This window comes from Azospirillum sp. P4_B5 (assembly GCF_056402275.1).
Window position 1 is genome coordinate 24,810 of the sequence record NZ_JBFUHT010000005.1, and the last position, 12,967, is coordinate 37,776.

The 12,967-nt window shown below is 66.9% G+C and carries 15 protein-coding genes and 2 tRNA genes; 8 read left to right on the forward strand and 9 right to left on the reverse strand.

Features of this window, described 5'->3' with window-relative positions; genetic code table 11:
• Positions 1 to 11: 11 nt before the first annotated feature.
• Positions 12 to 899 carry a glycine--tRNA ligase subunit alpha gene (locus tag AC1DVI_RS05015; protein ID WP_476956998.1) on the reverse strand — a complete coding sequence of 296 codons (888 nt, stop codon included), beginning with the start codon at positions 897 to 899 and terminating at the stop codon, positions 12 to 14.
• A gap of 88 nt (positions 900 to 987) precedes the next feature.
• Positions 988 to 1,257, reverse strand: coding sequence for a hypothetical protein (locus AC1DVI_RS05020; protein WP_476956999.1), 270 nt, complete (start codon positions 1,255 to 1,257; stop codon positions 988 to 990).
• Positions 1,258 to 1,438: 181 nt separating this feature from the next.
• Here AC1DVI_RS05020 and AC1DVI_RS05025 point away from each other — a divergent pair, with 181 nt between their 5' ends.
• Positions 1,439 to 1,666: a type II toxin-antitoxin system HicB family antitoxin gene (locus AC1DVI_RS05025; RefSeq protein ID WP_014241191.1), complete on the forward strand. Its 228-nt coding sequence runs from the start codon at positions 1,439 to 1,441 to the stop codon at positions 1,664 to 1,666.
• A gap of 167 nt (positions 1,667 to 1,833) precedes the next feature.
• Here the strand turns inward: AC1DVI_RS05025 and AC1DVI_RS05030 are convergent, their stop codons facing one another.
• The 3 genes from AC1DVI_RS05030 to AC1DVI_RS05040 form a co-directional block, all read right to left on the reverse strand.
• A complete protein-coding gene (locus tag AC1DVI_RS05030; protein WP_476957000.1) occupies positions 1,834 to 2,706 on the reverse strand; it encodes a S49 family peptidase in 873 nt (290 codons plus the stop codon).
• Positions 2,707 to 2,757: 51 nt separating this feature from the next.
• A complete protein-coding gene (locus AC1DVI_RS05035) occupies positions 2,758 to 3,495 on the reverse strand; it encodes a tRNA1(Val) (adenine(37)-N6)-methyltransferase (RefSeq protein ID WP_476957001.1) in 738 nt (245 codons plus the stop codon).
• A gap of 208 nt (positions 3,496 to 3,703) precedes the next feature.
• Positions 3,704 to 4,408, reverse strand: a complete 705-nt coding sequence (locus AC1DVI_RS05040) for a calcium-binding protein (RefSeq protein ID WP_476957002.1) — start codon at positions 4,406 to 4,408, stop codon at positions 3,704 to 3,706.
• 472 nt (positions 4,409 to 4,880) lie between these two features.
• Between AC1DVI_RS05040 and AC1DVI_RS05045 the strand changes: the two genes are divergently transcribed.
• A complete protein-coding gene (locus tag AC1DVI_RS05045; RefSeq protein WP_476957003.1) occupies positions 4,881 to 5,879 on the forward strand; it encodes a hypothetical protein in 999 nt (332 codons plus the stop codon).
• A 94-nt stretch (positions 5,880 to 5,973) separates the two neighbouring features.
• Here AC1DVI_RS05045 and AC1DVI_RS05050 read toward each other — a convergent pair whose 3' ends face one another.
• Entirely contained in the window at positions 5,974 to 6,189 is a 216-nt protein-coding gene (locus tag AC1DVI_RS05050; protein ID WP_014241194.1) for a putative signal transducing protein, read from the reverse strand.
• A 110-nt stretch (positions 6,190 to 6,299) separates the two neighbouring features.
• Here AC1DVI_RS05050 and AC1DVI_RS05055 point away from each other — a divergent pair, with 110 nt between their 5' ends.
• The 4 genes from AC1DVI_RS05055 (at position 6,300) to AC1DVI_RS05070 (ending at position 8,318) form a co-directional block, all read left to right on the forward strand.
• Positions 6,300 to 7,316 carry a polyprenyl synthetase family protein gene (locus AC1DVI_RS05055; RefSeq protein ID WP_476957004.1) on the forward strand — a complete coding sequence of 339 codons (1,017 nt, stop codon included), beginning with the start codon at positions 6,300 to 6,302 and terminating at the stop codon, positions 7,314 to 7,316.
• A gap of 109 nt (positions 7,317 to 7,425) precedes the next feature.
• Positions 7,426 to 7,502 (forward strand) — tRNA-Pro (locus AC1DVI_RS05060).
• 205 nt (positions 7,503 to 7,707) lie between these two features.
• Positions 7,708 to 7,784: transfer RNA gene (locus AC1DVI_RS05065), tRNA-Pro, on the forward strand.
• Positions 7,785 to 7,904: 120 nt separating this feature from the next.
• On the forward strand, positions 7,905 to 8,318 hold the full coding sequence (locus AC1DVI_RS05070) for a hypothetical protein (RefSeq protein ID WP_149163077.1): 414 nt from the start codon (positions 7,905 to 7,907) through the stop codon (positions 8,316 to 8,318).
• Between the two features lie 4 nt (positions 8,319 to 8,322).
• On the opposite strand, the gene AC1DVI_RS05075 is transcribed toward AC1DVI_RS05070, so the two are convergent.
• Positions 8,323 to 8,712 (reverse strand): carboxymuconolactone decarboxylase family protein, encoded by a 390-nt coding sequence (locus AC1DVI_RS05075; RefSeq protein WP_476957005.1) that lies wholly within the window; start codon positions 8,710 to 8,712, stop codon positions 8,323 to 8,325.
• Positions 8,713 to 9,006: 294 nt separating this feature from the next.
• Here AC1DVI_RS05075 and AC1DVI_RS05080 point away from each other — a divergent pair, with 294 nt between their 5' ends.
• Positions 9,007 to 11,097 (forward strand): ATP-binding protein, encoded by a 2,091-nt coding sequence (locus tag AC1DVI_RS05080; RefSeq protein WP_476957006.1) that lies wholly within the window; start codon positions 9,007 to 9,009, stop codon positions 11,095 to 11,097.
• 13 nt (positions 11,098 to 11,110) lie between these two features.
• On the opposite strand, the gene AC1DVI_RS05085 is transcribed toward AC1DVI_RS05080, so the two are convergent.
• Both AC1DVI_RS05085 and AC1DVI_RS05090 read right to left on the reverse strand, forming a co-directional pair.
• The gene (locus tag AC1DVI_RS05085) at positions 11,111 to 11,299 is read right to left on the reverse strand and encodes a hypothetical protein (protein ID WP_014241200.1); all 189 of its coding nucleotides are present in this window, start codon (positions 11,297 to 11,299) and stop codon (positions 11,111 to 11,113) included.
• 163 nt (positions 11,300 to 11,462) lie between these two features.
• On the reverse strand, positions 11,463 to 11,693 hold the full coding sequence (locus tag AC1DVI_RS05090) for an SMc00767 family acetate metabolism repressor (protein ID WP_094301980.1): 231 nt from the start codon (positions 11,691 to 11,693) through the stop codon (positions 11,463 to 11,465).
• A 366-nt stretch (positions 11,694 to 12,059) separates the two neighbouring features.
• On the opposite strand from AC1DVI_RS05090, the gene AC1DVI_RS05095 reads away from it, so the two are divergent.
• Positions 12,060 to 12,941 (forward strand): NAD(P)-dependent oxidoreductase, encoded by an 882-nt coding sequence (locus AC1DVI_RS05095; protein ID WP_476957007.1) that lies wholly within the window; start codon positions 12,060 to 12,062, stop codon positions 12,939 to 12,941.
• The last annotated feature ends 26 nt before the right edge of the window (positions 12,942 to 12,967 follow it).

A 12,967-nucleotide genomic window follows, 5' to 3' on the forward strand; every position in this document is an offset into this window, starting at 1 on the left:
TGACCGACATGTTACTTGGCCCCCCCGGCGGTCCACGCCTCGCAGCAGGCTTTCGCCAGCGCGCGCACGCGGCCGATGTAGGCGGCGCGCTCCACGACGCTGATGACGCCGCGCGCGTCCAGCAGGTTGAAGAGGTGCGACGCCTTGATGCACTGGTCGTAGGCCGGCAGCGCGACGCCCTTGGCGATCAGCGACTGGCACTCCGCCTCGGCGTCCTTGAAATGCTGGAGCAGCATGTCGGTGTTGGCGTGCTCGAAGTTGTGGGCCGAATACTCGACCTCGGCGCGCTTGAACACGTCGCCGTACGTCACGCCCTGGCCGTTGAAGTCCAGGTCGTAGACGTTCTCCACGCCCTGCACATACATGGCCAGACGCTCCAGCCCGTAGGTCAGCTCGACCGCGACCGGGTCGCACTCGATGCCGCCGACCTGCTGGAAGTAGGTGTACTGGGTGACCTCCATGCCGTCGCACCAGACCTCCCAGCCGAGGCCCCAGGCGCCCAGCGTCGGGCTTTCCCAGTCGTCCTCGACGAAGCGGATGTCGTGCAAGCCGGGGTCGATGCCCAGCACCTTCAGGCTTTCCAGATACAGCTCCTGCGGGTTGGCCGGCGAGGGCTTCAGGATCACCTGATACTGGTAATAATGCTGGAGCCGGTTCGGGTTCTCGCCGTAGCGGCCATCCTTCGGGCGGCGCGAGGGCTGCACATAGGCCGCCTTCCACGGCTGCGGGCCGAGGGCGCGCAGCGTCGTCGCCGGGTGGAAGGTGCCCGCACCCACCTCCATGTCGTAGGGCTGGAGGATCACGCAGCCCTGCTCCGACCAGAACTGGTGGAGCTTGAGGATCAGGGCCTGAAAGGACAGGCCGCGGCTGTCTTGGGAAGACCCGCTCGGGGAGGCCATCGGCGGTCACTTATGATTGGTGTGGAAAAACGCGCCGCACGATACGCGGCGGAATCCACGGAATCAAGCGCCCGCCTGGGTTTAAGGTTCAACGACCGTAGGGACAGACCGGCCGGCCGCAGGCCACGGCGGAGCGCGGGGCGACGTAGGCGCCGCATTCCGGGCACTTCTCCATGTCCTCCGCGGCCACCTGGGGCGAGCCGCCGCCGCTGGTGGAGGCGGGCTTTCCGGAGCCGCGACGCTCCCGCTCGCGCAGGCGCTCCCGGCCGACCGCGCCGACGCGGTTGTACCAGCGCCAGCCGAACCACACGGCGCCGATCACCAGGATCAGGAACAGGATCTTGGAGAGACTGAACATGGAGGAGGATTAGGGCCTGCGGGGTCGCCCGGTCAAGAGGGGCCTTCACCCCAAAAGATCGACCCGCCGAAAATGGATCGAACTTCGAAAGAAGCGCCCGTCCAGCGCAAAGAATCCTTGTCGTCCGCAGCGGAAGCGGCACCTAATGGGTGAAAACCGTGCGCAGAGGAGACGCAACGTCATGAACGCCAGCGCCTATCCGGTCATCGTCCGCCCCCTGCCCCCGGAACAGGGTGTCGGCTATGTGGCCGAGGTGCCCGACCTGCCGGGCTGCACCGCGGGCGGCGCCACCCCCGCCGACGCCAGCACGGCGGCGCTCGACGCCATCGCCGCCTGGATCGAGAACGCCCGCCGCACCGGCGAGCCGGTCCCGCCCCCGTCCGAACGCCTGCGCGAAGTCACCCAGTGAGAGTTTGGGATATTTTCAATGGGGCATAAGCCCTCGCACTTGGCCCCCACCCTAGCCCTCCCCCGCTATCGCAGGGGAGGGAACTCCGCCGCACAACCCTCAATCCCCTCCCCTGCCCAGCGGGGGAGGGTTAGGGTGGGGGCCCGCAGCGACCACAAGCGGAGAACTCAGAGACCGTAGCGCGACCAGAGCGTGCGCTCCTCTACGGCGGACAGAGCCGCCGCGGGGAGGTCCGCCGCAAGACGGTCCAGCGCGGTCGTGCCCACCGGCGCATCCACGCGGAAGCCCATGCGGCGGAACCAGCGCCGGTCCTCCTGCACCACCCGCAGCCGGACCTTCTCGCCGAAGCGGCCGCGCAGCACGCTGCGCAGGTCGCCGATGCCGTCGATCAGCCCCAGTTCCAGCGCGCGCCGTCCGGCCCAGAAGGCGCCGGAGAACAGTTCCTCCTCCGCCCCGGACAGGCGGGCGCCGCGGCGGTCGCGCACCATCGCCTTGAAGGCATCGTGGATCTCCGCCTGGATCGCCTTCAGATGGGCCACCCCGTCCTCCCGCTCCGGCGAGAAGGGGTCGAGGATCACCTTCTTGTCGCCCGCGGTGTAGAGCCGCCGCTCGATGCCGTAGCGCTCTATGAACTCGTGCGCGCCGAAGCCGGCGGACACCACGCCGATGGAGCCCAGGATGCTGCTCTCGTCCGCCCAGATCTCGTCCGCCGCGCAGGCCAGCCAATAGCCGCCGGACGCCGCCGCGTCCTCGCAGAAGGCGAAGACCGGCACCTTCTTCTCGGTGGCGAGATCGCGGATGCGCTTGGCGATCAGCGCCGACTGGACAGGCGACCCGCCCGGCGAGTTGACGACCAGCGCCACCGCCGCCTGCCCCTTCGGCGCGAAGGCGCGTTCGATCAGCCCGGCCATGCTGGACATGGTCAGGCCCTGGCGGAAGGCTCCGGCCTGGCCGATGACACCGGACAGGCGGAGGACGGACACGATCGGCCCGGCGTCGCGCCAGGGGCCGAACGGGAGTTTGGCGAGCAGCTTCGTCATGTTCATCGCCGGTTGAAATGGTGCCGCTGAGGCTGGATTGAAAGCGCCGACTTACGGGATCAACGGTTCCATGTCGCGCAGAATCCTTTGCGCCTGCCCGCCATAGGCGCCGTCGGGGCCGTGCAGCACCAGCCCGGCGGTGAAACGGGCCGGCGAGCGCCCTCCCTTCCGGGCCGCCACCAGGAGGCGCCGCGCCTCCTCCCCCGCCTTCGGCCAGAGCGGGACGAGCGTCAGGGAGCCGAATCGGGCGCCATGCAGCGCGGCCAGGATCTCGTCCACCCGGTCGGCGCGGTGGACCATGGTCAGCGTGCCGCGCGGCTTCAGCATCGCGGCGGCGAAGCGGACCCAGTCGGTCAGCCCCGCCTCTCCCTCCACGTTCGCGGCGGCCTTCCAGGGATCGGGCGGCACGCTGGCCGCCCCGGCGCGCAGGTAGGGCGGGTTCATCATCACCCGATCGAAGTGTCCGGGGGTCAGCTCCGGCGGAGGAGCCAGCAGGTCGCCCTCAAGGACGCTCACCCGGTTGTCCAGCCCGTTGAGGGCGGCGTTGCGCCGGGCGAGGTCGGCCGCCTCCGCCCGCTTCTCCAGACCGACGATCGTCACGTCGGGCACACGGGCGGCGAGGCACAGCGCCGCCGCCCCGGTGCCGGTGCCGACGTCCAGCACCCGCTCCCCCGCCCCGGCGGCGGTGAAGGCGGCGAGCAGCACGGGGTCGATGGCGGCGCGGTAGCCGGCCTGCGGCTGGTGCAGGCGGACGCGGCTGTCCAGTAGGGAGTCGATGGGTTCGGTCATGCGGCGGATAAGCGAGGGAGGTTGAACCACAAAGACACAGAGACACGACGATATTCACAAAGGAATTCTTATCAGGATCACAGGTTCGCCTTGCGCCGAGCCGCCGCTCGCCCGGAAGCCTCCCCGGCGCCCCTCCGGTGCGTTCCGGCGGATCGACGCGATTGGAGCCGTGCCGACACCCGGCTCCAATCGTCTGTTTCCGCGATCGTTATAGCGAGGACGTCACATCGTTGAACCAGTAATTCGATCCATTGACGGTTAGATACTCGATCCGCCCAGCCCCGGCCGCGCTGCCGCTCCAGTAATCGTCGACGACGATGTATTCCGACATCGCCGTATCCCCAGCGCGCCGAATGACCAAGTCGTTATAGTCATTCGATGACCCAAAGGCCGTGGCCCTGAAGAATTGAAGGCCGCTCAGATTCGACACACCGTTGATGTACAGCTCGTCATAGCTGCCGCTGGAGTCGTAAATATAGTCCCTTCCATCGCTGTAGAACGTAAACATATAGAAATCGCTCTCGCCGCCACCGAACAGAGTATCGTCTCCGGTCCCGCCCGCCAGCACGTCGGACCCGGAATAGAGGTCGTTGTCATCACCCCAAAGCACATCATTGCCGGCGTTGCCGTACAGGGTGTCGTTGTTGTTTCCGCCCAACAAGTAATCGTTACCCTCTCCACCGGAGAGGAGATCGTTGTTGTCCTCGCCATACAGCGTGTCGGAGCCATTCCCCCCGTAAAGAGAATCGTTTCCGAACCAGCCAAGCAGCACGTCATTCCCATCTTCGCCGTCGAGGCGATCGTGGTCGGTGAACCCTTCCAAGGTATCGTTGCCGGCACCCCCGAATATGATGTTCGGCCCGGAGTAAGGGCCAATGTAATTGTTTCCGCTGTCCCCATAGTACGTGGCCATATTTGACACTCCAATTATTGTAAATTTTTTCTCACGATGTGAAGTAAACAAATTTGCATACAAGACAAACGGCATTGAATGCGTCAAGTTGACACGGTATACTCGCATACATATTTATGTATCCATTCATATCATCTGCAATACTATTAATTAGTTAGCTTTCTAACTAATTAAAATCTCCATAAATTCGACCGCGATGCTGAGACCTAGGATGTTTTTTGGAGGAAATCTGTGGAGGCAAGCCGCAAATGCTTCGCACGCCTTTCCGTGAGCTCTTGCGAATGTTGAAAATCTCTTATAGGATGCTTTCAAAGAAACAGATGCTCGCGAGGAGGGCGCCATGCCTGTGATTGGGAGCGGTTCTATACAGACACCCACGTATGTCACCACCGAACATTGGAAACCCGTCTCGTCCGCTCCGGTCGCATCGGGAAGCGCTAAGACGGCGGGACAAACCGTCGACAGCCTGTCCGTGAGCAAACTGGGCCAAGCGCTGACCGGAAAGACGGCCGAGATTTTCAAGCATCTCGACCCGAAGGCACGGACCATGCTTGACGAGTTCGTCTCCTCGGGAAAGGCAAGCACCGACGACGTCGCGCGCGGCCTGCAGCAACTTGCGGAATACGCGACGTTCAACCGATACGTTGAGGAAACGCCAAACACCTCAGCCGAGAACCAAGCCTTCCAGAACGCCTATGCGAAGCATCCCGACCCGAAGGAGGCGTACAAGGTCATCGGCCAAGTCGCCGAGGGACGCAAGGCCGCGCACAACGCCTATGCGAACGGCGAAATCAGCCACGATCAATTGAGAGACCAGTTGAAGGAGGCCACCTCCGCCTTTGCAGCCTCCGATGCGTTCAAGGACACCGGCGAACCGGGCTTCACCGAACTGTTCGGAAACGCCGCCGCCGCCGTCTTGAAGCGGAAGGAGGGGGAGTTTCTGACGCAGCAGCAGGCCAGTGGCGACTCCACGAGCGAGGGCATCGGGTCGGAGGAAGGCTACAACGCCATGATGAAGCTGGGGGAACTCGGCTTCAACCAAACCGTCTTCAAGGACGCCTTCGTCAAGTACGCTCAGGCCGCCGATGTCCCAGGCTTGGGGCCGAAAGCCAAAGCGTCAGCACCGGAAGCAGCCCCCCCCGCAGCGCCGGCCACGGCCACGGTGAGCGCGTCGCAGCCCCCGAATGCCGAAAGCGCCAAGCCCGAAAGCGCAAAGGCGGACAGCGCCAAACCCAAGAACGATACCGGAAACGCGCAGGCGGCATTGTCCATGCTGCAATCGGCTCTCGCAACAAGCGCCCAGAAGTCGGGTGGCATCGGCGGACTGGCGAGCGGCGGACTGGCGAGCGGCGGACTGGGCGGTTCGCAAGGCGAAGGGGCCAGCACCCGCGATGCCCTGGTCAATGGGCTGCTTGACGCTCTCAAGGCGAGCGCCGGCAAGGCAAAGACGACCGACGCGCAGGCCACCTGACAAACATCACGTTCTGCTCTCCACGCAGGCACCGTGCCCCATGGCGCGGTGCCTGCGTGGCGTTTGGCCACAAGGCGACGAGGCGCGCCCTCCCTTACGCCCCCAGCTCCTCCCCGGCGTCGCGCAGCAGGCGGCAGGCGGCGGCATGGTCCTCCTCCGCCACCATCAGGCGGCGGGGGATGGCGCCGATGGAGCCCTCCAGGATGCTGGTGTGGGTGTCCAGCACGATCCCCTCGATTCCCGCGTCGGTCAGCAGGGCGAGAAGCCAGCTCAGACGGACCGGATCGGTGGTGCGCAGAAGTTCCTTCATGAAATCCCGGCTGTTCTGTGCCCTTATTCGCCTTGCGGACTTGACCGAAGAGGCTATGCCGTTATGCTCCCTGCCGGAATTCGTCACGTCAATCATCATTGGAGTCGACCTTGGCGGTCGTGACCAACCTCGAGCCGAAACGGCGGAAGTCCACCCCGCTCGACGATCTGACCGCCCTGGTGGCCGATGACCTGAGCGCGGTGAACGAGATCATCGTCCAGCGGATGCATTCGTCCGTCGATATGATCCCGCAGCTCGCCGGCTATCTCATCGCCGCCGGCGGCAAGCGCCTGCGCCCCGTCCTCACCCTCGCCGCCGCCGAGCTGTGCGGCTACAAGGGCGAGGATCACAAGATGCTGGCCGCGGTGGTGGAGTTCATCCACACCGCCACCCTGCTGCACGACGACGTCGTGGACGAGAGCGACCTGCGCCGCGGTCTCGCCTCGGCCAACGCGGTGTTCGGCAACAAGGCCAGCGTGCTGGTCGGCGACTTCCTGTTCTCCCGCAGCTTCGAGCTGATGGTGGAGGTCGGGTCGCTCGACGTGCTGCGCATCCTGTCCAAGGCGTCCGCGGTGATCGCCGAGGGCGAGGTGCTGCAGTTGCGCACCACCAACGACACCGAGACCAGCGAGCAGGCCTATCTGGAGGTCATCAAGGCCAAGACGGCGGAGCTGTTCGCCGCGGCCTGCCGCGTCGGCGCCGTGGTGGCCGACCGCCCGCAGGCGGAGGAGCTGGCGCTCTACGACTACGGCATGAACCTGGGCATCGCCTTCCAGCTCGTCGACGACGTGCTCGACTATTCGGCCAAGCAGGCGAAGCTGGGCAAGACGGTCGGCGACGACTTCCGCGAGGGCAAGATCACCCTGCCGGTCGTGCTGGCCTTCCGCCGCGGCAACGACGAGGAGCGGGCCTTCTGGCGCCGCACCATGGAGGAGCTGGACCAGCAGGAGGGCGACCTGGAGCGCGCCCAGGAGCTGATGGCCAAGCACAACGCGCTGAAGGACACCGTGGAGCGCGCGCGCCACTACGGCGCCATCGCGCGCGACGCGCTGGGCCTGTTCCCGGACACCCCGGTGAAGGCCGCCCTGCTGGAGGTGCTGGACTTCGTGATCGAGCGCGATTTCTGAGCCTTGGGAACTTTTTCGCCGCTGGGGGTGATTTTCACGTTGCAGCTCCCGGATCGAGCGGCTATATACGCGGCCCACGGTGACGCCGGCCACGGCGCCACCGACGGACCGGAGAGTAGCTCAGCCTGGTAGAGCACTGCTTTCGGGAGGCAGGGGCCGGAGGTTCGAATCCTCTCTCTCCGACCAATACGACAAGGGCCGATGCGGTGACGCATCGGCCCTTTCGCTTTTCCGGCCCAGCCAACCAGCCGTTGCGGCAGCCTCCACACCGGCTTTCGCGGCTCGGCAAAAAAACATTCCGCAAATGCCGCTTATTCCCATTGCAGCCCACGGGCAATGGGTCTATACACCCGCTCCACGGCGACGCTGGCAACGGCGGCACCGACTGGACCGGAGAGTAGCTCAGCCTGGTAGAGCACTGCTTTCGGGAGGCAGGGGCCGGAGGTTCGAATCCTCTCTCTCCGACCAATACGAAAAGGGCCGATGCGGCGACGCATCGGCCCTTTCGCTTTTCCGCTCCGCCGCTGCGGCACAGGCCGCGCTCCCGCCTGTTGTTTGAGCATGGCGACACAGACGGGGAGCGGACCCATGGAACAGGCGATCGGACAGGAACCCCACGCGGCGGGCGGCCCCGTGGGGACGGAGATCGATCCCAAGGCCGTGGTGGTGTCCCGCGCCGTGCGCGACCTGCTCCAGCCCCACGGCTTCCGCCCCCGCGACATCGGCAGCGGCGTGGGCGGCGGCATGGCCTGGAACCGGCGCGGCGGCGACGACACCCACGAGATGATCACCTGCAATGGGCGGTTGTCCGGCGACCCCGAGCGGGCGGAATGGACCGCCGGGCGCTACGGCAATCGCGGCGGCTTCGTGGAGGTCACCGGCCTGACGCTGCGCGGGGCGCTGGACGCCGTGGCCGTCCTGCCCCGGCCGGTGCGGGTGGACGGTTCGTTGGCCGAGGGCATCTACCCGTCGCTGGAGGACGCCCTCGACGACATCGCGTGAGGGGCTATTTCAACGCCTCGTCGATCTCCACCTGATAACCCTTGGCGAGGCGGTTGGTCTCGTTGGCCATGCCGATGACGGCCATCAGCTCGCCGAACTGGGCGTCGGTCATGCCGGCGCGCCGCGCCGCCGCCTCGTGCGAGCGGATGCAATAGTCGCAGCCGTTGGTCACGCTGACCGCGACGAAGATCATCTCCTTGACCAGCGGGTCCAGCGCGCCGGAGGCCATCACCTCCTTCAGGCTCTCCCAGGTGCGCTTCAGCGTCGGCGGGTGATGGGCGGTCATCTTCCAGAAATTGTTGACGTCCGGCACGTTGCGGGCCGCCTTGATGTCGTCGTAGACGGCGCGCACCTCGGGTGCGGCGTCGGCGTGTTCGATGGGTTTCAGGGGCATGGCTGATGGTCTCCACGGCAGAAGGGCACCGATGGGAGTTCGATCCCGTAGCATTGTTGCCGGTTCCGCCCTGCGGGGCCATGGCGAAGGGCCCCGGCCTCGCAACTCTTCCACTGAAGGTCATAAGGGGCGCCGAAAAGTTCAGGTTGCTCCAATCGCCGCGGACCGGCATAGCTTCCTGACCGCGATGGCCCGCGCACGGCGTCCCGCCCTGTCGCCACCCTCCCCGCCTCAAGTCTCCCAAAGCCCATGCCCCTCCGCCACCTCGACGCCCTGGCAACCGAATCGGCGGGAATGTTGCGTCTTCTGCGTACCCTCCTGGTGGCTTCCGTCCTGGTCCCCACCCTGCTGTTCGCCGCCATCGCCTGGCGCGACTTCTATGAAGAGGAGGAGCAGGCCGAGCGCAACATCCGCAAGACCGTGCTGATCCTGCATGAGCACATGCAGAAGGTCTTCGACACGGTCGAGCAGGTCCTGGACCGGCTGGACGAGCGGACCGCCGGCATGAGCTGGGACGAGATCGGCCGGTCCGATGACCTGCACGGCTATCTGAGGACGCTGGTCGAGGAGCTTCCGCAGATCGGCGTCGTCGGGCTGGTCGATCCCAACGGCGCGCTGCGCAACGACAACCGCCTGTTCCCCGCCCCGTTGATCAACGTCGGCGACCGGGAGTATTTCCGCACCCAGGCGGCCGGCGACGCCGGCATCCTCGTCAGCGAGGCGATCACCGGGCGGGGGTCGGGCAAGCGGCAGTTCAACGTCACGCGCCGCCGCGCCGCCGCGGGAGGCCCGGAAGGGCCGTTCAACGGCGTGCTGCTGACCGCGGTGCTGACCGATTATCTGGCCGATTTCTATCAACTCGTCGTCGCCGGTCCGAAGGAGGCGATCTCCCTCGTCCGCCGCGACGGCTCGGTTCTGGTCCGTTTCCCCTCAATGGGCGACCGGCAGGCCCGTCATGCCTCGGACAGCTTCCTGCTCGGCGCCATGGCGGCCGGGAAGACCGAAGGCGTGTTCCGGACGCGGGGCCGCCTCGACGGCGTGGCGAGACTCAACGGCTTCATGAAGGTCGCGCCCTACCCGATCTACGTCACCTACGGCATCCCGATCGCCGAGATCCGGGCCGGCTGGGCGCACAACGTCCTGACATACGCTGCCTTCACCGTGCCGGCGATGCTGGCTCTGGTCGGCATCACCCTGTTGGCGCTGCGCCGCGCGCAGAGCGAGATGCGGGCCGTCCGCCGCTGGACCGAAGAGGCCCGCGCCCGCGAGTCGCTGGAGAACGCGCTGCGCCAGTCGCAGAAACTGGAGGCGCTGGGCCAGCTGACCGGGGGCGTGGCCCACGACTTCAACAACCTGCTGACCGCGGCCCTGGCCAACCTGCATCTGATGGAACGGCATCTGCCGGCGGAGGGGGAACGCTATCTGGACGGCACCCGCACCGCGCTGGAACGCGCCCGGACGCTGACCGGGCAGCTTCTCGCTTTCTCGCGCCAGGAGGCGGTGGACCCCAAGGTGATCGATCTGGGGGACGCCCTGCGGGTCATGGCCGATCTGCTGGAACGCTCCATCCGCGCCGACATCGCGCTGGATTGGGCGCTTCCCAACGCTCCCCTACGGGTGGAGGTGGACCCGGTCCAGCTGGAGCTGGCGGTGCTGAATCTCGTCGTCAACGCCCGCGACGCGATGCCGACGGGTGGGCGCATCCGCATCGCCGCCCGGCAGGAGGAAACGCCCGACGGCCCGCTCGCCATTCTGGAGATCACCGACACCGGCAGCGGCATGCCGCCCGAAGTCGCCGCCCGCGCCTTCGAGCCGTTCTTCACCACCAAGCCGCACGGCAAGGGGACGGGTCTCGGCCTGTCGATGGTCTACGGCTTCGCCCGCCAGTCGGGCGGCAACGCCGCCATCTCCAGCGCGCCGCGCCGCGGCACGGTCGTCCGCATCACCCTGCCGGTGTCCGGCCGGGTGCCGGAGACGGAAGCGGTTCCGGACGCGGTGGAGACGATGCCGGCCGGCCCGGTCCGCCTGCTGGTGGTCGAGGACAACGCATTGGTCCTGATGGCCACCGTGGAGGGGCTGACACAGGAGGGCTTCGAGGTGGAAACCGCCGACCACGGCGCCGCCGCGCTGGAGATCCTTGAGCAGGATAACGCCTTCGACGTAATCGTGACGGACGTCGTGATGCCCTACGGCGTGTCGGGGATCGATCTGGCGCGGCGGGTCCAGGAGCGCTGGCCCAGCATCCGGGTTCTGCTGATCTCCGGCTACAGCCCGGAATCGCTGACCGGCCTGAAGGCCGACGCCGCCGTCCTGCCCAAGCCCTTCACCCCGGACCAGCTCGCCGCCCGCGTCCGCGCCCTGCTCCGCACCGCAAAAGCCGTCTGACCAGACGGAAGGATCAGAGCAGAACGCTGATGAACATCGGCGCCCACAGCACCGCCGACCAGATCAGCCCCAGGAAGATGCCATGGGTGAGGTCGGTGAAGGTCGGTTCCGACAAGCAATGCATGCGCCAGAACGCTTCGCGGTCGTTCATGCCCTGACGCTGCCCCTGACGCTGCGGGGTGTGGTTCTGAGCGTCCTTCATGACCGTTTCCTTGCTGGGGGCCAAATGGAAGGAACCAGCGAAGGGCGCCGCGGTTCCGCACCGCGACGGGAACAATGGTGGGACCGGATGGGGCATGCCGAAAAGGGAAAGGCCTCCCTGTCCTTTCGGACGGGAGGCCTTCCGGTCGGATGGGATGAGCCGCTTACTTGGTGCGGATCATCGGGGTGAGCTGGTCGCCCCAGTTGCCCGTCGCGTTGTGATAGCGGGCGGTGCGCATCAGCTCGACCGTCACGCCGGCCTCCACGGCCTTGACGACGGCGTCGTTCAGGCGGTGCAGGCTGTTGGCGAGGACGCGGATGGCGCTTTCCTGCTCGTCCGTGAGGTTCGAACGCTCGTCCGGCGGCGCATCCTGGAAACCCGGCTGATTCGTCATGCGGCTATCCTTCCCTTGTTCTCCGGCCCGGGTCTTGCGGCCCCGGCTCTGGCCCTGGTTCACCGGCGCCGTTGCGCCGGCATGGCCGGGTGCTGCGCTGCAAACCCGGCATTCAACCTCTTAACACATCACGCGCCGGGAGCAAGGGCGCGGCGAGACAACCTCGTCCGAAAGAGTCATGCCTCCCGCGGCAGAGTGCCGCTGCACGGGGATGCCGGATGGGGGAAGGACCCCGCCACGCTTCAATCGCGCTGCGTTCGACGGGCGGCGTTTGATCGGGACGCGCTCCCGGCCTAGCTTGGCGATCCAAGGGCAGCCGCCGACAAAAAACAATCCGCAGCCGATACAGCAACGAAAGACAGGACCATGGCCGACACCGCGACCGACTCCCGCCCCGTCGCCTTTCTGGGGCTTGGCACGATGGGCTTTCCCATGGCCGGCCATCTGGCCGTCCGGGGCGGCCACCGGGTGACCGTCTTCAACCGCACCACCGCCAAGGCCGACGCCTGGACCGCCCGCTTCGGCGGCGCCAGCGCCGCCACACCGGCCGACGCCGCCCGCGACGCCGAGGTGGTCTTCCTCTGCGTCGGAGGCGACGACGACGTGCGGGCGGTGGCCGGCGAGGCGATGGGCACCATGAAGCCCGGCACCGTCGTCGCCGACCATTCCACCGTCTCCGCCACCGTCTCGCGCGAGATGGCCGAGCTGGCCCGCGAGCGCGGCCTGTTCTTTCTCGACGCGCCGGTGTCCGGCGGACAGGCCGGGGCGGAGAACGGGGTGCTGACGGTGATGGTGGGCGGCGACGCCGACGCCTTCGCCCGTGCCCAGCCGCTGATGGCCTGCTACGGCCGCTCCGTCACCCACATGGGGCCGGCGGGGGCCGGTCAGCTGACGAAGATGGTCAACCAGATCTGCATCGCCGGCCTGCTCCAGGGGCTGGCCGAGGGCATGGCCTTCGCGCAGAAAGCCGGGCTGGACGGGCACAAGGTCGTGGACGTGATCGGGAAGGGGGCCGCCCAGTCCTGGCAGATGGACAACCGCGCCAAGACCATGCTGGACGGCAAGTTCGACTTCGGCTTCGCCGTGGACTGGATGCGCAAGGACCTGGGCATCGTGCTGGGCGAGGCGCACAACAACGGCGCCAGCCTGCCCGTCACCGCCCTGGTGGACCAGTTCTACGCCGAGGTGCAGGGGATGGGCGGCAACCGGCTGGACACCTCCAGCCTGATGACGCGGCTGACGCGCTGACCGGAGGGGCAAGGGGAGCGCCACGG